General features: G+C 71.7%; 12 protein-coding genes. 5 read left to right on the forward strand and 7 right to left on the reverse strand.

Annotation, left to right across the window (positions count from 1 at the left end; translation table 11 throughout):
- Nucleotides 1-55 precede the first annotated feature (55 nt).
- Entirely contained in the window at nt 56-6,364 is a 6,309-nt protein-coding gene (locus IM778_RS02285; protein ID WP_228484703.1) for a rhamnogalacturonan lyase family protein, read from the forward strand.
- 143 nt (nt 6,365-6,507) lie between these two features.
- Here IM778_RS02285 and IM778_RS02290 read toward each other — a convergent pair whose 3' ends face one another.
- The 4 genes from IM778_RS02290 to pgm form a co-directional block, all read right to left on the reverse strand.
- Entirely contained in the window at nt 6,508-6,654 is a 147-nt protein-coding gene (locus tag IM778_RS02290) for a hypothetical protein (RefSeq protein WP_194410497.1), read from the reverse strand.
- 81 nt (nt 6,655-6,735) lie between these two features.
- Nucleotides 6,736-7,452: a cupin domain-containing protein gene (locus tag IM778_RS02295; RefSeq protein ID WP_194410498.1), complete on the reverse strand. Its 717-nt coding sequence runs from the start codon at nt 7,450-7,452 to the stop codon at nt 6,736-6,738.
- Nucleotides 7,449-8,360: a DUF6807 domain-containing protein gene (locus IM778_RS02300; RefSeq protein WP_194410499.1), complete on the reverse strand. Its 912-nt coding sequence runs from the start codon at nt 8,358-8,360 to the stop codon at nt 7,449-7,451. The genes IM778_RS02295 and IM778_RS02300 overlap by 4 nt, the downstream gene beginning before the upstream one ends.
- A 209-nt stretch (nt 8,361-8,569) precedes the next feature.
- Entirely contained in the window at nt 8,570-10,213 is a 1,644-nt protein-coding gene (gene pgm / locus IM778_RS02305; RefSeq protein ID WP_194410500.1) for a phosphoglucomutase (alpha-D-glucose-1,6-bisphosphate-dependent), read from the reverse strand.
- Between the two features lie 182 nt (nt 10,214-10,395).
- Here pgm and pheA point away from each other — a divergent pair, with 182 nt between their 5' ends.
- The 3 genes from pheA to IM778_RS02320 all read left to right on the forward strand — a co-directional run bounded on the left by pheA (nt 10,396) and on the right by IM778_RS02320 (nt 14,335).
- On the forward strand, nt 10,396-11,385 hold the full coding sequence (gene pheA, locus IM778_RS02310) for a prephenate dehydratase (protein WP_194410501.1): 990 nt from the start codon (nt 10,396-10,398) through the stop codon (nt 11,383-11,385).
- Nucleotides 11,386-11,468: 83 nt separating this feature from the next.
- Nucleotides 11,469-13,094 carry a LuxR family transcriptional regulator gene (locus tag IM778_RS02315; RefSeq protein WP_194410502.1) on the forward strand — a complete coding sequence of 542 codons (1,626 nt, stop codon included), beginning with the start codon at nt 11,469-11,471 and terminating at the stop codon, nt 13,092-13,094.
- Nucleotides 13,095-13,222: 128 nt separating this feature from the next.
- The gene (locus IM778_RS02320) at nt 13,223-14,335 is read left to right on the forward strand and encodes an SAM-dependent methyltransferase (RefSeq protein ID WP_194410503.1); all 1,113 of its coding nucleotides are present in this window, start codon (nt 13,223-13,225) and stop codon (nt 14,333-14,335) included.
- Here the strand turns inward: IM778_RS02320 and IM778_RS02325 are convergent.
- Together IM778_RS02325 and IM778_RS02330 are read right to left on the reverse strand one after the other, a co-directional pair.
- Nucleotides 14,328-15,410 carry an LLM class flavin-dependent oxidoreductase gene (locus tag IM778_RS02325; protein ID WP_194410504.1) on the reverse strand — a complete coding sequence of 361 codons (1,083 nt, stop codon included), beginning with the start codon at nt 15,408-15,410 and terminating at the stop codon, nt 14,328-14,330. The genes IM778_RS02320 and IM778_RS02325 overlap by 8 nt on opposite strands.
- Before the next feature lie 278 nt (nt 15,411-15,688).
- The gene (locus tag IM778_RS02330) at nt 15,689-16,435 is read right to left on the reverse strand and encodes an NADPH-dependent F420 reductase (RefSeq protein WP_194411687.1); all 747 of its coding nucleotides are present in this window, start codon (nt 16,433-16,435) and stop codon (nt 15,689-15,691) included.
- Between the two features lie 350 nt (nt 16,436-16,785).
- On the opposite strand from IM778_RS02330, the gene IM778_RS02335 reads away from it, so the two are divergent.
- Nucleotides 16,786-17,868 carry a ThuA domain-containing protein gene (locus IM778_RS02335; RefSeq protein ID WP_194410505.1) on the forward strand — a complete coding sequence of 361 codons (1,083 nt, stop codon included), beginning with the start codon at nt 16,786-16,788 and terminating at the stop codon, nt 17,866-17,868.
- A gap of 173 nt (nt 17,869-18,041) precedes the next feature.
- Here IM778_RS02335 and IM778_RS02340 read toward each other — a convergent pair whose 3' ends face one another.
- Nucleotides 18,042-19,469, reverse strand: a complete 1,428-nt coding sequence (locus IM778_RS02340; protein ID WP_194410506.1) for a diacylglycerol kinase family protein — start codon at nt 19,467-19,469, stop codon at nt 18,042-18,044.
- Nucleotides 19,470-19,685: the final 216 nt, after the last annotated feature.

The raw sequence follows: 19,685 nt of genomic DNA on the forward strand, positions 1-19,685 counted from the left end.
CCGCGCTGCTGCGGAGTCCGCCGCTCCTTTGCCGATGCAGACACAAGGAGGATCCGTGCCCATTCCGTCCGACCGGTCATCAGCCCCACGATTCCACGCCGCCTCGCCGTCGCTGCGGCCGCGACGCGCGGCTGCGGCAGGTCTCGCCGCGGTCGTCGCCGCCGCGCTGCTCACCGCTCCCGCGGCGGCGGCCGCCCTCGAACCGAACGCCGACGGCGCCTACCTGTTCGACTTCGGCGGGCCGTCCTCGCCGCTCGCCGAGGGCTACGAGCGCGTCGTCCCGACCTCGGCCTACAGCGCCGAGTCGGGGTTCGGCATCGTGCCTGCCGAAGGCACGGGTCTGATCTTCCGCGACCGCACCGGTTCGACCGACCCCGCGGATCCGCTCGCCAACGACTGGGTCGCGGGGCTCGACTGGCAGTTCCTCGTCGACCTCCCCGACGGTGCCTACGACGTGACGCTGCACACCGGTGACCAGCTCGCCGGCACGTCCACCACTGCCACGACCATCGCCCTCGAGGGCGCCGAGGCGGGCCGGGTGACGGCGCGCCAGAGCGTCTCGGTGCAGACCTTCCGCACGGTCGTCACCGACGGTCAGCTGACGGTGGGCGTCACGGGTACCGGCATCGGCGGTGTCGTGAACGGCCTCGAGGTCGAACCCGTCACACCGGCGGCGCCGGCACAGCCCGCCATCACACGCGTCGCGTGGAACGCCGTCGACCTCGTCTGGGCGGAGGTGACGGATGCCGCGACCTACGCCGTGCGGCGGGCCCTCGTGGCATCCGACGGCGAGGTGGGCGTCTTCGCGCCGATCGCCGAAGGGCTCACCGCGACCGCCTACTCCGACACGAGTGTCGCTGTGGGCGCAACGTACGCCTACGCGGTCGTCGCAGTGAGCGAGTACGCCCGCGCGTCGGCACCGAGCGCGAGCGTGTCCAGCGGCGAGATCCCGGAGCTTGCGGCGCCCGCGGCACCTGCCGACCTCGCGGTCGCGGCCGTCACGACCGACGCGGTGTCGCTCACGTGGTCGGCCGTCCCGAACGCCGACGCCTACCGCGTCGAGCGCGCTCCGGCCGGCAGCGGTGAGTTCGAGAGCCTCGCGACCGTCGCCTTGCCCGGCTACACCGACGCCGGCGTCGACACCGACCTCGCCTGGACCTACCGGGTGACCGCCGAGAACGCTGCGGGTTCGGCCGCCGCGACGGCGGACTCGCCGGTGTACGTCGCGCCCGCGCCGCTCCCCGAGGGCGACGTCGTCACGTTCGACTTCGGTCCCGGCGCTGTCGCAGACGGGGCGCTGGCGGTCACGTCGTCGACCGCGTACCTGCCCGAGTGGGGCTACGGCTTCACCACGGCTCCGGCCGCCGCGGCGCCCGACGTCGACCGCGGTACCGCCGATCCGCTGCGCAGCGACCTCGTCGCCGTGACCGGCGCCACGTTCGCCGTCGACCTCGGCGCGGGCGACTACAGCGTTCAGGTCATCGCCGGCGACGCTCAGCATCCGACCACCACGACGATCACCGCCGAGTCCATCGCAAGGGTGCTCGCGAACCCGCAGGCCGCCGGCTCGTACCTCGAGATGTCGTTCCCGATCGCCCTGGTCGACGGCACCCTGACCCTCGAGTTCGGAGGGGACGCGGCATCCGTCAACGCCCTCACCATCACCCGGCTGCCCGCACGCGTCGCGGGTGCCCTCACGACGGTCTATCTCTCGGGCGACTCCACCGTGCAGACCTACGACCCGATCGCGTACGCGCCGCAGGCCGGCTGGGGGCAGATGATCGATCGGTTCTTCGCCGATGACATCGCGGTCGCCAACCACGCGATCGGCGGCCGCTCGTCGAAGAACTTCCTCTCGCAGGGTCGTCTCGACGAGATCCTCCGCTCCATCCGGCCGGGCGACTACCAGTTCATCCAGTTCGGCCACAACGACGCCACGCAGGGTGTCGACGACCGGTACGCCAGCCCCGAGGACTACAAGGAGTACCTGCGCGTCTACGTCGAGGGCACCCGTCAGCGCGGGGCGACGCCCGTGCTCGTCACACCGGTCTCACGACGCAGCTTCAACGCCGAGACCGGACTGTTCAACGTCAGCTTCCCCGAGTACGTCGCGAAGATGACCGAGCTCGCGGTCGAGGAGGGCGTGCTGCTGGTCGACCTGTCGGCCTCGTCGCGAGCGTACCTGAACGAGATCGGTCCGGACGCCGCCAAGGCGGTCTTCCTGCACGTGGACCCGGGCATCTTCCCGAACCGCCCCGCGGGCACCGTCGACGACACGCACTTCCAGGAGTACGGCGCGATCCAGATGGCGCGCCTCATCGCCCAGGACGTCGCCGCGCTCGCCGACCCGCTCGCGCAGAAGGTCTCCGACATCGAGCCGCCCGCCGACGTGCCGCCGGCGCCGCAGAACCTCGTCGCGGGTGCGATCAGCAACGGCGGGGCGACGCTGCAATGGGATGCCGCGCCCACCGCCGACATCTACAAGATCTACCGGCAGGCCGTGGCCGACCCCGAGCCCGAATGGGCACTGGTCGGCATGGTGACGCAGACGAGCTCGATCGTGCAGGGGCTCCTCGAGGGCACCGGCTACCGGTACCGGGTCGTCGCCGTCAACGGACGGGGGGACTCGGCGCCGAGCAGCGTCGTGACCTTCACGACCAAGCAGGCGCTGTACAAGTTCGACCTGCAGCTGGCCGGAAACCCGGTGATGCCCGGTTACGCCGAAGTGCGCCCCGACACGGCCTACACCGCCGAACGCGGGTGGGGGTTCCTCAACACCCTTCCTGCGAACGCCGGCCGCGATCGCGGATCGGCGGGCGGCGCGGCGAACGACCTGGTGCGGGACTTCGTGCTCCCCGGAGACAGCTCGACGTTCGCCCTCGACGTGCCCAACGGCACGTACTCGGTCAAGACGTACTCGGGCGACTGGATCGGCTCGTCGCGCACCAGCTTCCGCGTCGAGGGCAAGGAGGCCGGGTCGGGCAACGCCGGCAGCGGCTCGGTGAACGAGACCCTGCGCGGTCCGTTCCTCGTCACCGACGGCCAGCTGAACGTCGAAGCGTACGGAGCCGCATCGGGCAGCAGGTTCAACGGCCTGGAGGTCACGCCCATCCTGCTGGGACCCACCGGGCTCGCGGTGACGGCGCTCGATGCGGACCCCGAGGCGCCCAGTGTGACGCTGGCATGGGATGACGAGTCCGGGCTCACCTGGAACGTCTACCGGCAGTCGCCTTTCGACGCCAAGCCGGCGCTGATCGGAGCCGTCGGCGAGCCGACGTTCGCCGACGTGACCGCGCGCGTCGGGCTCGACTACGCGTACCACGTGACCGCGGTCGACCAGACCGGGCTGGAGTCGGTGGCATCCGCCCCCGTCGAGGTCTCGTTCGTCGACCCCGACGTCGCCGCGCCCGGCGCGGCCACGGGGCTCTCGGTCGAGCGCATCGAAGCGCGCGAGATCGAGCTGGCCTGGGCCGCCCCCGTCGGCGCGGCCTACTACCTGGTGTTCCGGTCCGAGGTCGAGGGCGAGCGCGGTGAGCTCGTCGGCATCGCGCCGACGAACCGTCACGTCGACGACGCGGCGGTGCTCACGGCGATCCCGTACTTCTACACGGTCGTCGCGGTCAACGCGGGCGGCGCGGGGCCCGGCTCCGCGCAGCTCGAGACCGAAGCCGTCACCGTGCTGCAGCGTCAAGCCGAGTACCTCGACCGCGCGCCGCACGCCATGCGCACCGAGTCGGGCAACCTCGTCTCGTGGCGGCTGCTCGGCACGGATCCGGCATCCGTCGTCTTCCACGTGTACCGCGACGGTGCGCGCCTGACCGACGAGCCGCTCACCAGTTCGACGAATCTCCTCGATGCCGAGGGCACGGCCGACTCGACGTACTTCGTCACGAAGGTGCTGAACGGTGTCGAGACCACCGAGACCGAGGCCTTCGGCGTGCAGACCGGCGCGTACTCGTCGCTGCCGCTGCAGAAGCCGGCCGACGCCTACACGAAGGACGGCCAGCCCTACACCTACTCGGCGAACGACGTCAGCGTCGGCGACCTCGACGGCGACGGGCAGTACGAGTACATCGTGAAGTGGTACCCGTCCAACGCGAAGGACAACTCGCAGGCGGGGTACACCGGCAACGTCCTCCTCGATGCGTACCGCCTCGACGGAACGCGGCTGTGGCGGATCGACCTCGGCGTGAACATCCGCGCCGGCGCCCACTACACGCACTTCATGGTCTACGACTTCGACGGCGACGGTTCGGCCGAGCTCATGACCAAGACGGGTGACGGCACGATCGACGGGGTGGGCCAGCCGATCGGCAACGCCGGCGCCGACCATCGCAACAGCTCGGGATACGTGCTCACCGGGCCGGAGTTCCTGACGGTGTTCGACGGCGAGACGGGGGCGGCGGTCGACACGATCGACTACCACCCGGCGCGCGGCGACGTCGGGGCATGGGGCGACACCTACGGAAACCGGGTGGACCGGTTCCTCGCCGGCGTCGCGTACCTCGACGGCGAGCACCCCAGCGCGTTCTTCAGCCGCGGGTACTACACCCGCACCGTCGTGGCCGCGTACGACTTCGACGGCACGCAGCTGCACGAGCGCTGGGTGATCGACTCCGACGACGACGGCGCGTACGGGCTGTACGGACAGGGCAACCACTCGGTGTCGGTGGCAGACGTCGACGGCGATGCCAAGGACGAGATCCTGTTCGGCTCCGCCACCATCGACGACGACGGCTCGCTGCTCTACTCCACGCGCCTCGGGCACGGCGACGCCCAGCACGTCGGCGACCTCGATCCCGGTCGTCCGGGGCTGGAGGTGTTCTCGGCGCACGAGAGCATGCCCGAGTCGGGCAACCGCGGAGCGACGATGCGCGATGCGCGCACCGGCGAGATCCTCTGGGACATCCCCGCGACGGTCGACACGGGTCGCGCCGCCGCCGGCGACATCGATCCCCGCTTCGCCGGGGCTGAGGCGTGGGCGATCGGAGGCTCGGCGGAATGGAACTCACCGGTGGGGCAGCTGAAGTCGGCCGGGGGTGAGCTCATCGCCGAGAAGATCCCCGCCGCGAACTTCCTGGCGTGGTTCGACGGCGACCCGCTTCGCGAGATCGTCGACCACGACTGGAACCCCGCCACGAGCACAGGCGTGGGCACGGTGCGCAAGTGGAACTGGGAGACCGAGACCGCCGATCTGCTGCTCGCCGCCGATGGCCTGTCGAACAACTCGACCAAGGGCACGCCGAACCTGCAGGCCGATCTCTTCGGCGACTGGCGTGAAGAGATCGCGTGGCGGGCGCCGGACTCGTCCGAGCTGCGGATCTACTCGACGACCGACGAGACCGACCTGCGCATCCCGACGCTCATGCACGACATGCAGTACCGTGTCGCGATCGCGTGGCAGAACACCGGCTACAACCAGCCCCCGCACCCGAGCTTCTTCATCGGAGACGGGATGGATGCCGCACCGCTGCCCTCGATCGCGGTGACCGGCGCCCCCACGGGCCCCGGTGACGACAGCGGCCCGGTGCTGTCGGGCGTTCCCGCGGACGGCACGCTGCTGCCGGACTCGACCGCCTTCACCGTCGCCGTGACCGCGGAAGACCCGGAGTCGGGCGTGCGCAACCTCGACGTCGCGTTCGACGGCGAGCCGGTCGCACCCGGCGACGTCATCGAGCTCGCGGGGCTCGCCGGCACCCACACCTTCACGGTGCGGGCGGTCAACCACGCGGGCGTCGTCACGGCCGAGTCGGTACGGCTGCTGGTGTTCGAGGACGAGGGCGCCACGGCCGCGCCGGGTCGCGGCATCCTGTCGTCCGACAGTGGCTGGGACGACGGCCTGCACGACGGAGCGTTCACGGTGTCGCTGAATCTGTGGTGGGGCGTGAACGGGTCGGTGTTCCGGCTGTACGAGAACGGCGAGCTCATCTCGACGCAGCTGCTCGATCCGCACTCGCCCGACGCGCAGGTCGCGACGGTGCGCGTGGCGGGCAAGCCGAACGGCACGTACGTGTACACCGGCGAGCTGATCAACGCGGCGGGCACGACCGCGACCACGTCGGTGACCGTGACGGTGAAGGATGCCGCGCCCGCCCGCCCCGTGCTCTCGCACGACAACCGCGACAAGGACGGCAACTACGTCGTGACGGCCGATCTCTGGTGGGGCACGAACGGCACGTCGTACCGGCTGTACGAGAACGGCGCGCTGATCGACGAGCAGACGCTCATCGCGGCATCCCCGGCTTCACAGCACGCGTCGACCCCGATCGTCGGCCGCGCGCCGGGCACGTACGCGTACGTCGCCGAGTTCGCCAACGCCGCCGGCGCGACGTCGTCGAAGGAGATCAAGGTCACGGTGCGGTAGGCGCGCTCGTCTCGCTCGCCCGCTCGCTCAACGACCGGAACCCCCGGTCGTTGAGCGAGCGAAGCGAGACGAAACGCAGCGACGAAACGCAGCGACGAAACGCAGCGACGAAACGCAGCGACGAAACGCAGAGGGCTAGATGCTCAGCGCTTCTTGATGTTCGTGATGGCGTCGCTGTCGGCGGCGCGGCTGTTCGCGGCCTTCTTGTCGGCCTTCGCGAGGCGCTTCTCTTTCAGCGTCTTGGAGGGGGCGGTCTTGCCGCCTTCTCTGCGCGTGGACTTGTCACCCATGGATCCGGCTCCTTCGAGAGCCGCGGTGACCCTGTGGTGCTGAGGCTACACGTGTTCGGGTCGAACCGGTCCGGGCTCCGCTCAGGCCGGCCAGTCCCACGTCTGCAGCCGGCCGCACATCCCGAACGCTCGCGGGCCACTTCGGCGCTCGCCGCGCGCGACGGCCGCGTCGGCCAGGAGTCCCGGCATCCCGTCGCCCAACCGCTCGAGCTGGTCGCGCGTGCGCGCGGTCTCGGCGGCGACGGTGGACTCCCACAGCCGCTGCCACCGCGCGATCCGCGGTTGCACGAGACGCGCCGCGCGTGCGTGCAGTTCGGCGAGCGCGACCGGGCCGCGGGCCTCGAGGTCGTCGAGAAGCTCGAGATACCCGCTCAGTGCGAGGTCGCGCCGGGCGCGGGCCGCCGCCTCCCGCTCCTCGTCGGTGCCGTCGGGCAGCGTCGCTGCCCGGGCATACGCCTCGGGGTCGTCGAGCACGTCGGCCGGAAATGTCAGCACGGCGTCGCCGGCCTCGGGCAGGCCCGCGTTCTGCATCACGACGAGCAGATCGAGCCCGCCGTGATTGACGAGGCGGTGTACGGTGCCCGGCGAGAACCACACGACGTCACCCGGGTGCAGGCGACGGATGCCTCGACCCGCTGCCGAGACCGTGTGCACCTCGCCCGACCCCGCCGTGACGACGTAGCCCTCGCTCGAGGCGGTGTGCAGGTGCGGCGATCCGCCGCGCAGACCGTCCTCGGCCTCCCAGTCGTAGACGTGCAGGCTGCTCACGGCGACGCCGCCGGGGAACAGCGGATTCACGGTGCGAGCTCTTCCGCGAGGGCGCGGGTCTGCGCCGGCGACCACACCCGGTCTGCGAACACATGGCGATGCTGCAGCGCGAGCTCAGCGCCCGGTGCGAGCACGATGTGCTCGTCGAACGACGGCGAGGGCGCGACGATCGGGAACGGCTCGGTGCGCACGAACCACCGGATCGGCGGCGCGCCGGTCGAGGTGCCCGCGAACACGAGCACCGTTCCGCCGCCGTCGACCTCGTCGTGCTCGCCCGAGACCGCCACCCACGGCGTCTCGGCGCCCATGATCGCGTCGGCGCCCGCGTCGTCGGGCAGCTCGGCGGACAGCACGCGTCCGCCGGTCCAGGCGCGCGGCATCCGCATCACGAATCCGGTGTAGCCGGCGTTCGGGCGCCCCTGCGTCGTCGGGCTGCCGAGCTCGAGGTCGCGGTCGGCGATGCCGCAGAGGGTCGTCGAGAAGTCGAGCATCCACAGGCCGCGCTCGGGGTCGACGCCGTGGAAGAGGTGCGTGCGGGTCTCGGCGATCCACGCCTCGCCCGCCCGCGTGACCCACGTCAGCTCTTCGGTGAACGAGACGGCGGGTCCGGCATCCTGCACGTCCGTGAAGCGGTCATGACGGATGCTGCCCACGTTGTCGAGCTGCCGGTAGCCCGTGTCGCGCTGGAACGTCGGCCCGCCCCAGAAGTTCTCGCCCGACACGTGGGTCCAGGTCATCTGCAAGCCCTTGTGCCAGCGGTGATCCCACGGGCGGAAGGCCGTCAGCGGCGCCCCGTCGAGGGCCCGAAGCGGGTGGAGGAACGGCTTCGGCCCTTCGGATGCCGCGCCCCCCGGCTCGAACGCGTACCGGGCGATGTCGACGCCCGCGGCCGTGACGGTGAGGTCGGCGTCGTCGATGCGCAGCGCGAGTTCGGCCATGCAGCCATTGTGCCCGAGCGTTCGAGTAAGCGCTTGCCCGCCCGCCGAATCCGCGAGGGTGCAGCTGGTGGACGAGGCAGAGGGAAGCTCCCTACCTCTCGTCCGCCAGCTGCACTCTCGGCGATGCACGGCGCGCGGCGCGCGAGGGCGCGGGCGGAGGGCGGGACCCCCGAGGGGCCGCGGACCCCGAGGGACCGCGGTCCCTCGGGTCAGCTGTCGCCGAGGGCCTCCGACACCACGGCGCGCGCCTCCTCCTGCACCTGCGCGAGGTGCTCGGGGCCCTGCAGCGACTCGGCGTAGAGCTTGTAGACGTCTTCGGTGCCCGACGGGCGCGCGGCGAACCACGCGTGCTCGGTCTGCACCTTGACCCCGCCGATCGCGGCGCCGTTGCCCGGCGCGTGCGACAGCTTCGCGGTGATCGGCTCGCCGGCCAGCTCGGTCGCCGTCACCGCCTCGGGTGACAGCTTGCCGAGCGCCGCCTTCTGTGCGGGGCTCGCCGGGGCGTCGACGCGCTGATACGCCGACGCGCCGAACTGCGCCTCGAGCTCGGCGTACCGCTGCGACGGCGTCTTGCCCGTCACCGCGAGGATCTCGGCGGCGAGCAGGCAGAGCAGGATGCCGTCCTTGTCGGTCGTCCACACCGAGCCGTCCTTGCGCAGGAACGACGCGCCTGCCGACTCCTCACCGCCGAACGCGACCGAGCCGTCGAGCAGTCCCGGCACGAACCACTTGAACCCGACCGGCACCTCCAGCAGCGGCCGCCCGAGCGCCTCGGCGACGCGGTCGATGATCATCGAGCTGACGAGGGTCTTGCCGACCGCGGCATCCATCGGCCATCCCTCGCGGTGCGAGAACAGGTAGTCGATCGCGACGGCGAGGTAGTGGTTGGGGTTCATGAGGCCGGCGTCGGGTGTCACGATGCCGTGGCGATCGGCGTCGGCGTCGTTGCCGGTGAGGATGTCGTACTCGTCGCGGCGCGCGACGAGCGAGGCCATCGCCGACGGCGACGAGGGATCCATCCGGATCTTCTCGTCCCAGTCGAGCGTCATGAACCGCCACGTGGGGTCCACGTCGGGGTTCACGACGGCGAGGTCGAGGCCGAAGACCTCGGCGATGAGCGCCCAGTACTCGACAGACGCGCCGCCGAGGGGGTCGGCGCCGATGCGCACGCCGGCGTTGCGGATGGCGTCGACGTCGATCACGTTCGCGAGGTCGCGCACGTACGCGTCGCGGAAGTCGTACTCGCCGATGGTGTCGCCGTCCAGGTCCTTGAAGGGCGTGCGTGCGACGCCGTCGAGACCCGCCGCGATGAGCTCGTTCGCGCGGTTCGCGATCCAGCCGGTGGCGTCGGTGTCGGCAGGCCCGCCGTGGGGCGGGTTGTACTTGAAGCCGCCGTCGCCGGGCGGGTTGTGGCTCGGCGTGACGACGATGCCGTCCGCGCGGCCCGGGTCGGCGGCATCCCGCCCGCGGTTGTAGGTGAGGATCGCGTGGCTGAGAGCCGGAGTCGGCACCCACGAGTCGCGGGCGTCCACGCGCACGTCGACGCCGTTCGCGACGAGCACCTCGATGGCGCTGCGCTCAGCCGGCAGCGACAGGCCGTGCGTGTCGCGCCCGAGGAACAGCGGCCCCTCGATGCCCTGGCCGCGACGGTATTCGACGATCGCCTGGGTCGTGGCGAGGATGTGCACCTCGTTGAAGCTCGCCGACAGCGACGAGCCGCGATGCCCGCTGGTGCCGAAGGCGACGCGCTGCTGGGGCACCGCCGGGTCGGGCTTGACGTCGTAGTAGGCGGCGATCAGCTCATCGATGTCGATGAGGTCGGATGCGTCGGCGGGCTGTCCTGCGCGAGTCATGCGTTCCAGTCTGCCTCTCGGCGGGACTCACCGCACGGCGTCCGTGTCACAACTCCGCCTGAATCGGCCATCAGCGGCGTGCCCGAGGCGGATTCCCGCGGGACGAGGGCCTCCGCACGCGTGGCGAGGCGGAGTTACGCCCTGCCGGGCCGCCGCCCCGGCGCGCGGCTAGGCTGGCGGGCGTGACTTCCGAGGCCGTCGACGCTCAGGCATCCGCACCCGTCCGCCGCACCTACAGCTACCTCGGCCCGGCGGGTACGTTCACCGAGGCCGCGCTCGCGCAGGTGCCGGAGGCGCGCGCGCAGGACTGGCGGTCGGTGCGCAACGTGGGCGAGGCGCTGGCCGACGTCGTGGAGGGGCGGTCGGATGCCGCGATGATCGCCATCGAGAACTCCGTGGACGGCGGGGTGTCGACGGCGCAGGATGCCCTGGCCACCGTGTCCGGACTGCGCATCGTGGGCGAGTACCTGGTGCCGGTCGAGTTCGTGCTCGTCGGACGCCCGGGCGCGCGCCTCGAGGACGTGTCGCTCATCTCGGCGCACCCGGTGGCGTACGCGCAGTGCCTGCAGTGGCTCTCGCGCGAGCTCCCGTCGCACGCGCATGTGCCGGCGGCGAGCAATGTCGCCAGCGCGATGAGCCTGCTGGACGGGACGAGCGACGCGGATGCCGCGATCGCGCCGCCCGGGATCCTCGAGCATCACGAACTCGAACTGCTCGCCTCGAACATCGGCGACAACGCCAACGCGGTGACCCGGTTCGTGCTGGTCAGCCGCACCGTCGCGCCGCCGCCCCCGACCGGGGCCGACAAGACGTCGCTGATCGTCGAACTGCCCGACGACCACCCCGGCGCGCTGCTCGAGATGCTCGAGCAGTTCGCGACCCGCGGCATCAACCTCTCGCTTCTCGCCTCGCGTCCGATCGGCGACGAGCTCGGCCGCTACCGCTTCGTGATCGACGCGGACGGCCACATCGAGGACGAGCGCATGGCCGATGCGCTGCTGGGCCTGCGCCGCTTCAGCCCGCGCGTGATCTTCCTGGGCTCGTACCCGCGCGCCGACCGCGCGGTCGTGCACTACCCCGAGCGCTACGCCGACGACGTGTTCGTCGAGGCCCGCGACTGGCTGCGCGGCCTCATCTCGGGCGCGCCCGAAGAGCCCGAAGAGCGCGGCTGACCTCTCGGGCCGTGCCGTGCCGGACGGGCATGCGGCGCCGTCCCGCCCTCCCGATCGCCCTGTGCACGGCAGTACCCTGAGGCATGGCCGACCGCGGTGCGCTCATCGATTCCGCGCGGAGCGCCTTCGCGGCATCCGACTGGTCCACCGCGCTCGAGTACCTGAGCACGGCCCGGTCCGAGGCCCCGCTCGAGGTCGACGACGTCGTGCTCATGGCGCGTTCGGCCTGGTGGCTGGGCCGGGTGGCCGAGTCGCTCGCCCTCGCGGAGGAGGCCTTCCGCGGTCTCTGCGACACCGACCGCGCGTCGGACGCGGCGATGATGGCGCTGCAGCTGAGCGTGCTGTGGCTCACGCGAGGAGACCTGACGATCGGCACCGCGTGGCTGCACCGCGCGCGGCGCATCCTGGCCGATCTGCCCGAGGGTCCGCCGCACGCGTACCTGGTGTACCTCGAAGCGTCGTTCGGTCAGATCACGACCGGGATCGAGGCCTGGCCCGACCACGATATCGAGCGTCTCGCCGATCTCGCGCGGCGCTTCCCCGAGCCGGCGGTCGAGGCCCTGGCGATGGTGGTGCGGGGGCTGGCCGAGCTGCGGCGCGGCGACTCGCGACGGGGCTTCGCCCTGCTCGACGAGGCCATGCTCCCCGTGCTCGCGGGCGACGTCGCCGCGGAATGGGCGGGCGACATCTACTGCACGATCATCCACACCTGCCATGAGCTCGCGGACTTCCGCCGGATGGAGGACTGGACGCGCGCGACCGAGCAGTGGTGCCGGCAGTTCGGGAGCGAGGCGATGTACACCGGCATCTGCCGCGTGCATCGCCTGGAGCTGCGCAGCGCCCGCGGCGACTGGCCGGCTGCCGAGGCGATGCTCCTGCGTGAGTGCGCGGATCTCGCCGGCGGCAATCCGTGGGTGGCCGGCGAGGGCTTCTATCAGCTCGGCGAGGTGCGCCGTCGCCGCGGCGACCCGGCGGGCGCGCGCGAGGCGTATGACCTCGCCCGCACGGCCGGCGTCGATCCGCAGCCTGGCGCGGCGCTGCTCCTGCTCGACGCCGGGGATCCGGTCGCGGCGCGTTCGGCGCTGACCGCCGCGCTGGCCCCGCGCGATGCGCTGTCGCGGGTGCGGCTGCTGCGGGCGGCCACCGAGATCGCGCTCGCGTGCGACGACCGGACGGGGGCGGATGCCGCGGCCGCCGAGCTGCGCGAGGCTGCGGAGCGCCTGCGGAGCCCCGGGTTCGCGGCGTGGTCGGCGCACGCCGACGGCATGCTCGCGCTCGCGTCCCGCGACGCGCCGGCCGCCCTCGCCGCGCTGCGCCGGGCCGAGGCGTCCTTCCGCGCCGACCGTCAGCCCTACGAGCTCGCGCGCGTGCTGCTGCTGCTCTCGCAAGCGCACGAGCTGGCGGGGGATGCCGCAACCGCCCACGTGGCGGCGACCGAGGCTCACGACATCCTCGCCCGCCTCGGCGTCCCCGAGGATCGGGACGAACCGGTCGTGGACGCCGGTCCGCTGACCCCGCGGGAACGCGAGGTGCTCGCGCTCGTGGCGCAGGGCGCGCCGAACCGCCGGGTGGCCGAGCAGCTGTTCATCAGCGAGAAGACCGTCAGCCGCCACCTCGCCAACATCTACGTCAAGATCGGCGTCGGCTCTCGCACGGCCGCGGCGGCCTGGTGGCACTCCCAGGGGGTCGCGGATTCCGCCGTGAGCTGATCTGCACGATCCCATGCAGCACTGCGTCCGCGCGATCTGCATGATTCGCCCGATTCGCGCCGCCTCTCCCGTTCGTAGCGTCGGAGGTGCGAGGCCATCACGGCTCGCCATGAACGAACGGAGTCCCCATGTCGACCACCCTTCCCGACACCGTCCCGGCCACCGCCGTCGGCCCGAGCGCCGAGGAGTTCGCCGATCGCATGCTCGCCGCCGTCCTCGCCGCGACCGAGGTGCTGGCCGCCTACCTGGGCGATCGCCTCGGCTGGTACCGCAGCCTCGTCGCCGACGGCCCCGCGACCGTCGCCGAGCTCGCCGACCGCACGAGCACGCACCCGCGCTACGTGCGGGAGTGGCTCGAGCAGCAAGCCGTCGCCGGCATCCTCCTGATGGAGGAGGGGGAGGACGGCGTGCCGGCCTCGCGGCGGTTCACGCTGCCGGCCGGGGCAGCCGAGGTGCTGACCGACGAGAGGAGCCTGGCGTATCTCGGCCCGTTGCCGCGCTTGTTCGCGGCCACGGGGCGCGTGATGCCCGAGCTGCTCGACGCGTACCGTCACGGCGGCGGGGTGAGCTGGGAGCAGCTCGGCGCCGACGCGCGCGAGGCGCAGGCCGATCTCAACCGTCCGTGGTTCGATCAGCTGCCCGATGCGTTCGCGGGGGTCCCGCAGCTGCAGTCGGTGCTCTCGAAGCCCGGCACGCGAATCGCCGACGTCGGCATGGGTGCGGGCTGGTCGTCGATCGCGCTGGCCCGCGAGTACCCCGGCCTGCAGGTGGACGGGTTCGACATCGACGAGCCGTCGATCCAGCTCGCCCGCGAGAACGCGGAGCGTGCCGGGGTCGCCGATCGTGTGCGATTCCACAACGCCGACGCCGACGGACTCGCCGCCCACGGACCGTTCGACGCCGCCTTCGCGTTCGAGTGCATCCACGACATGCCGCGGCCGGTGGACGTGCTCGCGGCCATGCGCCGCGCGGTGCACCCGGGCGGAGCCGTGATCGTCATGGACGAGGCCGTCGGCGAGACGCTCGTGGCGCCCGGCGGCGACGTCGAGCGGCTCATGTACGGCTACAGCCTCTTCTGCTGCCTTCCCGACGGGCTCTCGCATTCGCCGAGCGTCGGCACGGGAACGGTGATGCGACCCGGTGTCCTCCGCGACTACGCGCGCGCAGCGGGCTTCGACGACATCGAGATCCTGCCGATCGAGGACTTCGGGTTCTTCCGGTTCTACTCGCTGGTCAGCTGAGCCGCAGCTCGGACGAGAGCAGCTCGAGCGTGCGCACGCGGCCGGGCGCGGCATCCATCGGCTCGTTCTCGTACGATCCCACGACGGGCGAGATCATGACCTCGTCCACGCCGTGCCGGGTGGCGAAGGCGCGGAGGCTCTCGGCCACGGCCCGGGGTGCCCCCACGAACCACTTCGCGCGCGCCGATGTCATGAACGACTCGGCGAGGGCGTCGAAATCGGATGCCCCGGCCTGCGCCTGCTCGACGGTCTCGAGCGCGCCCAGCGGCCGGTTGGTGCGCAGGCGCGCCGTCATGCGCAGGTTGGGCAGCGCCCGCGCCTCGGCCTCCTCGGAGGTGGGGGCGACCAGCACGTTCGCGGTGAGGAAGGTGCGGGGTGCGGCGAGCGCCTCGCTCGGCTGGAACTGCGTGCGGTACAGCTCGAGCGCACGCTCGAGGCCCTCGCCTGAGAAGTGGTTCGCGAACACGTAGGGCAGGCCGAAAGATGCCGCCAGCTGGGCGGAGTAGTCGCTCGAGCCGAGCAGCCACACCTCCGGGACGCTGGTCGCGGCCGGTGTGGCGTGGACGTCGTACGTCCCGCCGCTGGTGAACCGCAGCGCCGCCCCTTCGGCCGACACGAGCGACACGATATCGCGCACATGCTCGGGGAACCGTTCGACGTCGCTCGTGGTGCCGCTCTGCCGCAGCAGCTGCGTGATCACCGGGTCGGAGCCGGGCGCGCGCCCGATGCCGAGATCGATGCGGCCCGGCGCGATCGCCTCGAGCGCGGCGAACTGCTCCGCCACGACGAGCGGCGAGTGGTTGGGGAGCATGACGCCGCCCGACCCCAGGCGGATCCGCGAGGTCCGTGCGGCGGCCGCGGCCGCGAGCACCGGCGGCGTCGTCGACGCCACGGCGGGCATGTTGTGGTGCTCGGCGAACCAGTACCGGCGGAAGCCGAGCCGGTCGGCGGCCGCGACGAGGTCGAGGGATGCCGCGACCGCCTGCGCGCTCGTCTGCCCGGTGCGCACCGGCACGAGGTCGAGGACCGAGAGCGAGAGGTCGGGCACGGGCGTGGTCGTCGCGTCGGTGTTCATCCCCAGCGACAACCGGCCGCGGCATCCCCGGTATTCCTGACGCGGGGGAGAGTCCGAGGCGTTTCGTCTCGGTCGCTGCGCTCCCTCGCTCAACGACCGGGGGGTGGGGGGCCCGGTCGTTGAGCGAGCGAAGCGAGACGAAACGCGTCCCTGCCCCCGGTCGTTGAGCGAGCGAAGCGAGACGAAACGCGTCCCTGCCCCCGGTCGTTGAGCGAGCGAAGCGAGACGAAACGCGTCCCTGCCCCGGTCGTTGAGCGAGCGAAGCGAGACGAAACGCGTCAGGGCAGGCGGTTCGCCTTCGCCAGGTTGTCGCGCAGCTCGGCCGCGGTCTGGCGCGCGACGTAGGCGGGCCGGTCGCGCTCGAGACGCCACGACTCGCTCAGCGGTCCGGCGCTCACGGTGTCGAAGCCGAGCGCGTCGTAGACGCCGGTGACGAACGCGAGCGCCTCGGCGTCGTCGCCCGCGGTGCCGAGGGCACGCCGATCCGGATCGCCCGCGGGCAGGCCGGTCGTGTTGATCTCGTCGGCATAGAGGTGGTTGAAGGCCTTGACGACCCTGGACGTCGGGAGGTGCTGCTGCAGCAGCTCGGACGTCGTGGTCTCCCCGCGGTCGAGCGCGTCGATGTGGCCGTCGCGCTCGAAGTAGTAGTTGTTGGTGTCGAGCACGATCTTGCCGGCGAGGGGTTCGACCGGCACGTCGTTCAGCGCCTTGAGCGGCACGGTGACCACCGCGATGTCGGCAGCCGCGGCCGCGTCGGAGGCCGTGGCGGCGGTGACCCGGGGGCCGAGTCCGGCGACGAGGTCCGTCAGGCTCTCGGGTCCGCGGGAGTTCGAGAGCACGACGTCGTAGCCGAGTCCCGAGAACGCCCGTGCGAGCGCGCTGCCGATGTGTCCTGCACCGATGATTCCGATCGTTGTCATGGTGGGGCGCAACAGCGGCGGGGCACGCGGGTATTCCGTCGACGTCCTCCTGCGTGCGCTGAGCGCACCTCGAGGCCGGCGACGAACTGCTCTTCGAGCCCGAATTTCGTGCTGCGCATTAGTTCCTTCTCATGTGGCCTCGCGCCACAGCGCGGCCGGCACGCCGCCTGCACCGCCGGTAGTCGCGCCGCGATGTGCCGAACCGGGTTGCTTCCGCCTGTGAGGCGGGGCCCCCGGGCATCCCGACGCGTCCGGCTCGCAATGACTCCGGTCCGACTTGGCGGGCGGCGCCTCTCGCATCAGGCAGAAGGTCCGTCGCTCGACGCACAGGCCGGTTCCCTCGCCGTTGACAACGTTGTATTTGCAGGAATAGGGTCGGCGGCGACAGATATGTCGTCTAGCGCAACATATTATGCGCGGACGGATCGGGCCAACTCGAAGGGGAGAACGACCGAATGAACAGACACATCCGACGCGGGGTCATGGGCCTGGCGGCCACGAGTCTCGCTCTCGGCGTCGGCATCGCCGTCGCGCCGGCGCACGCCGAGGACGAGTACAAGGTGCTGGTGGTCGGGCAGACCCTCGGCTTCCGTCACTCGCACATCGACGACACCACGAATGCCATCATCGCCCTCGGCGAGGACAACGGCTTCACCGTCGACGTATGGGACAGCCGACAGCCCGAACTCACGCTGCCTTCCACGCCGTTCACGTCCGCGGAGGACCTCTCGCAGTACGCCACCGTCATCTTCGCGTCGCCCGTCGATGCGACGAACAACCTCGACCCGAACCGCCCGCGACTGCTCAACGACGCCGAGCTGAGTGCGTTCCAGGGCTACATCCGCTCGGGCGGCGGGTATGTCGGCCTGCACGCCGCGACCGACTCGATGCACACGGTGCCCTGGTACAGCGAACTCACCGGCGGCAGCGCGCGGTTCCGCAATCACCCCGCGCAGCAGACGGCGACGATGCGGGTCGAGAACCCCGGTCACCCGTCGACCGCCATGCTCCCGACCGAATGGGTGCGCTTCGACGAGTGGTACAACTTCACCGTCAATCCGCGTGAGGACGTGCACGTGCTCATCACGCTCGACGAGTCGACCTACAACCCGGGCTTCGGCGCGATGGGCGCCGACCATCCGATCGCCTGGTGCCACAACTTCGAGGGCGGACGCTCCTGGTACGAGGGCGCAGGCCACACCGACGCGTCATGGAGCGACCCGCTGTTCCTCGAGCACATCCTCGCCGGCATCGAATGGACCGCGGGCGTCGTGACCGGCGGCGGCGACTGCGTGACGTTCCCCGAGGTCGACGGGATCGTCGCCGGGCTCGCCGGGGGATCGAACCGCGCCGGGAAGCTCTCGAGCGACGTCGCGGCGTACCTCGAGTCCGCCGAAGCGGCGGCGCTCGCCGGTGACCACGTCGCCGCGATCGAGACGCTCGAGCGGGCGTACGGGAAGGCCCACGGCCTCCAGAACGCCACGCTGGTCGCGAAGATCGCCGACCTCATCGAGTGGCAGCAGGCGCTCGTGTCCTGACCTCCCGCACGTTCGCCGCGACCGCCGGATCGGCCACGTCCCCTCGTGGGGGCGTGGCCGATCTCGTGTACGGGCGGCGTCGTCGCGGCACCGCGATCTCGCCGCATGTCAGGTCAAGACATGCGATGAGGTGGTCCTGCTGTTCCTGCGGTCGGCCGGCCTCGGAGGCGCCGTCAAGGGGTGACGGCGGATGCCGCGCCCCGGCGTCGCCGCCTCTTCTTGCGGCTCCCGTTGGCCGGGGGCGTGATGGAGTGGCCGCGGGGGATCGCGATGCGCAGCGCCGCGGGCTCGACGCGCACGGTCACGTGCACCGCCTCGCCGAACTCGTCGCCGTCGAGCTGCACGGGGCGCGGCTCGCTCGTGCCGATGTCGATGCCTTCGCCGCGCGCATAGCGCACCGCGCTGTCGCGCGTACGCAGCGAGAGGATGCGGCGCCCGGCGCGGAAGCGCCGCAGCACGCTGTTGTCCCATGCGACGCGACGCCACACCAGCAGCCACCCGAGCGGGCCCTTGGGCTGCACGATCACGATGTCCAGCTCGCCGTCCGACACGGACGCCTCGGGGATGAGTTCGAGCCCGGCCGGGAGCGACCCGCAGTTGGCGAACAGCACGCTCTGCACACGGGTCGAGTGCAGGCGGTGGCCGGGAAGCTCGTACATGACGCGGAACGGCTGCGCGCTGACCAATGACCGCGCGGCGCCGTCGACGTAGGCCACCCACCCCACCGACTTCTTCAACTGGGGGTTGGTGTTGGCGATCATGGCGGCGTCGAGGCCCATCCCGCCCATCACGACGAACGCGTGCTCCTTGACCTCCCCGTCGGGGCGGCGCAGCCGCGCGAGCCCGACGTCGATGGCCTCGCGATCGCCGTCGAAGGTCGCCCGCACCATCTCCTCGGGGCCGTCGAGGGGCAGCTGCAGGTTGCGCGCGAGGAGGTTGCCGGTGCCGCTGGGCACGATCGTGAGCGGCACGTCGCTGCCCGTCATCGCCTCCGAGACCGCGCGGACCGTGCCGTCGCCGCCGGCCACGAGCACCGCGTCGACGCCCTCGTTGAGCGCCTGCCGCGTGACGTCGTCGCCGAGGTCGTCGACCGTGGTCTCGTAGAACAGCGGCTCCGACCAGCCGGCCTCGTCCGACAGGCGGGTCACCAGCCTGCGCAGCCGGGCGGCGTCGACCTTGATGGGGTTGTAGACGAGCGCGGCCTTCGGGTTCGGGCGCCCGGCATCCGTCAGCGGCTCGGTGCGTCCCGCCGCATCGACCCGGCGGGCTTCGCCGTGCTCGTCGTCGGCGGTGTCGGGCTCGACGTCCTCGGGTTCGCGGATCACCTGGTCGGGAGCGGCCGCCTCCTCGGGGTCGGGCGCGTCCGCCGACATCAGGCCCGCGTCGTCCGGGCCTTCGGTCGCGACCTCTGCCGCGGCATCCGGATCGCCCGTCTCGGCCGCGGCGCGCACCATATCGGCGTCGGACGGTGCCGGAGCGGCGGCCGATTCCCCGAGCTCCCCGGTCTCGGGACCGTCGGCGTACACCTCGTCGGCCGGGTGCGGCGGATCTTCCGCGCCCGGCCGGGAGTTCTCACGGTCAGGACCGGATGCCGCTGCCATGGGACAACCTTACGGCGCGACTCCGGCGTGCCGCCCGAACCCGGCGGGCGACGGATGCCGCGCGCCCGTGCTCGCGGCCGCTTCAGGTGTCGCAACACGCGGGGTCGCGCGATCGTTCCCGCGTGTTGCGGCACCCGAAGGTGTGGTGCCGCCGCTTCGGGTGTCGCGACACGCGGGGTCGCGCGATCGTTCCCGCGTGTTGCGCCACCCGAAGGA

The organism is Microbacterium cremeum (genome assembly GCF_015277855.1).
Taxonomy (GTDB): Bacteria; Actinomycetota; Actinomycetes; order Actinomycetales; family Microbacteriaceae; genus Microbacterium; species Microbacterium cremeum.

Bases quoted from the DNA above. Each gene is read 5' to 3' on its own strand.
- IM778_RS02300 (WP_194410499.1), bottom strand. From the start codon at position 8,360: ATGGCCGAACTCGCGCTGCGCATCGACGACGCCGACCTCACCGTCACG.
- IM778_RS02315 (WP_194410502.1), top strand. From the start codon at position 11,469: ATGGCCGACCGCGGTGCGCTCATCGATTCCGCGCGGAGCGCCTTCGCG.
- IM778_RS02320 (WP_194410503.1), top strand. From the start codon at position 13,223: ATGTCGACCACCCTTCCCGACACCGTCCCGGCCACCGCCGTCGGCCCG.
- pgm (WP_194410500.1), bottom strand. From the start codon at position 10,213: ATGACTCGCGCAGGACAGCCCGCCGACGCATCCGACCTCATCGACATC.
- IM778_RS02335 (WP_194410505.1), top strand. From the start codon at position 16,786: ATGAACAGACACATCCGACGCGGGGTCATGGGCCTGGCGGCCACGAGT.
- IM778_RS02340 (WP_194410506.1), bottom strand. From the start codon at position 19,469: ATGGCAGCGGCATCCGGTCCTGACCGTGAGAACTCCCGGCCGGGCGCG.
- IM778_RS02290 (WP_194410497.1), bottom strand. From the start codon at position 6,654: ATGGGTGACAAGTCCACGCGCAGAGAAGGCGGCAAGACCGCCCCCTCC.
- IM778_RS02325 (WP_194410504.1), bottom strand. From the start codon at position 15,410: ATGAACACCGACGCGACGACCACGCCCGTGCCCGACCTCTCGCTCTCG.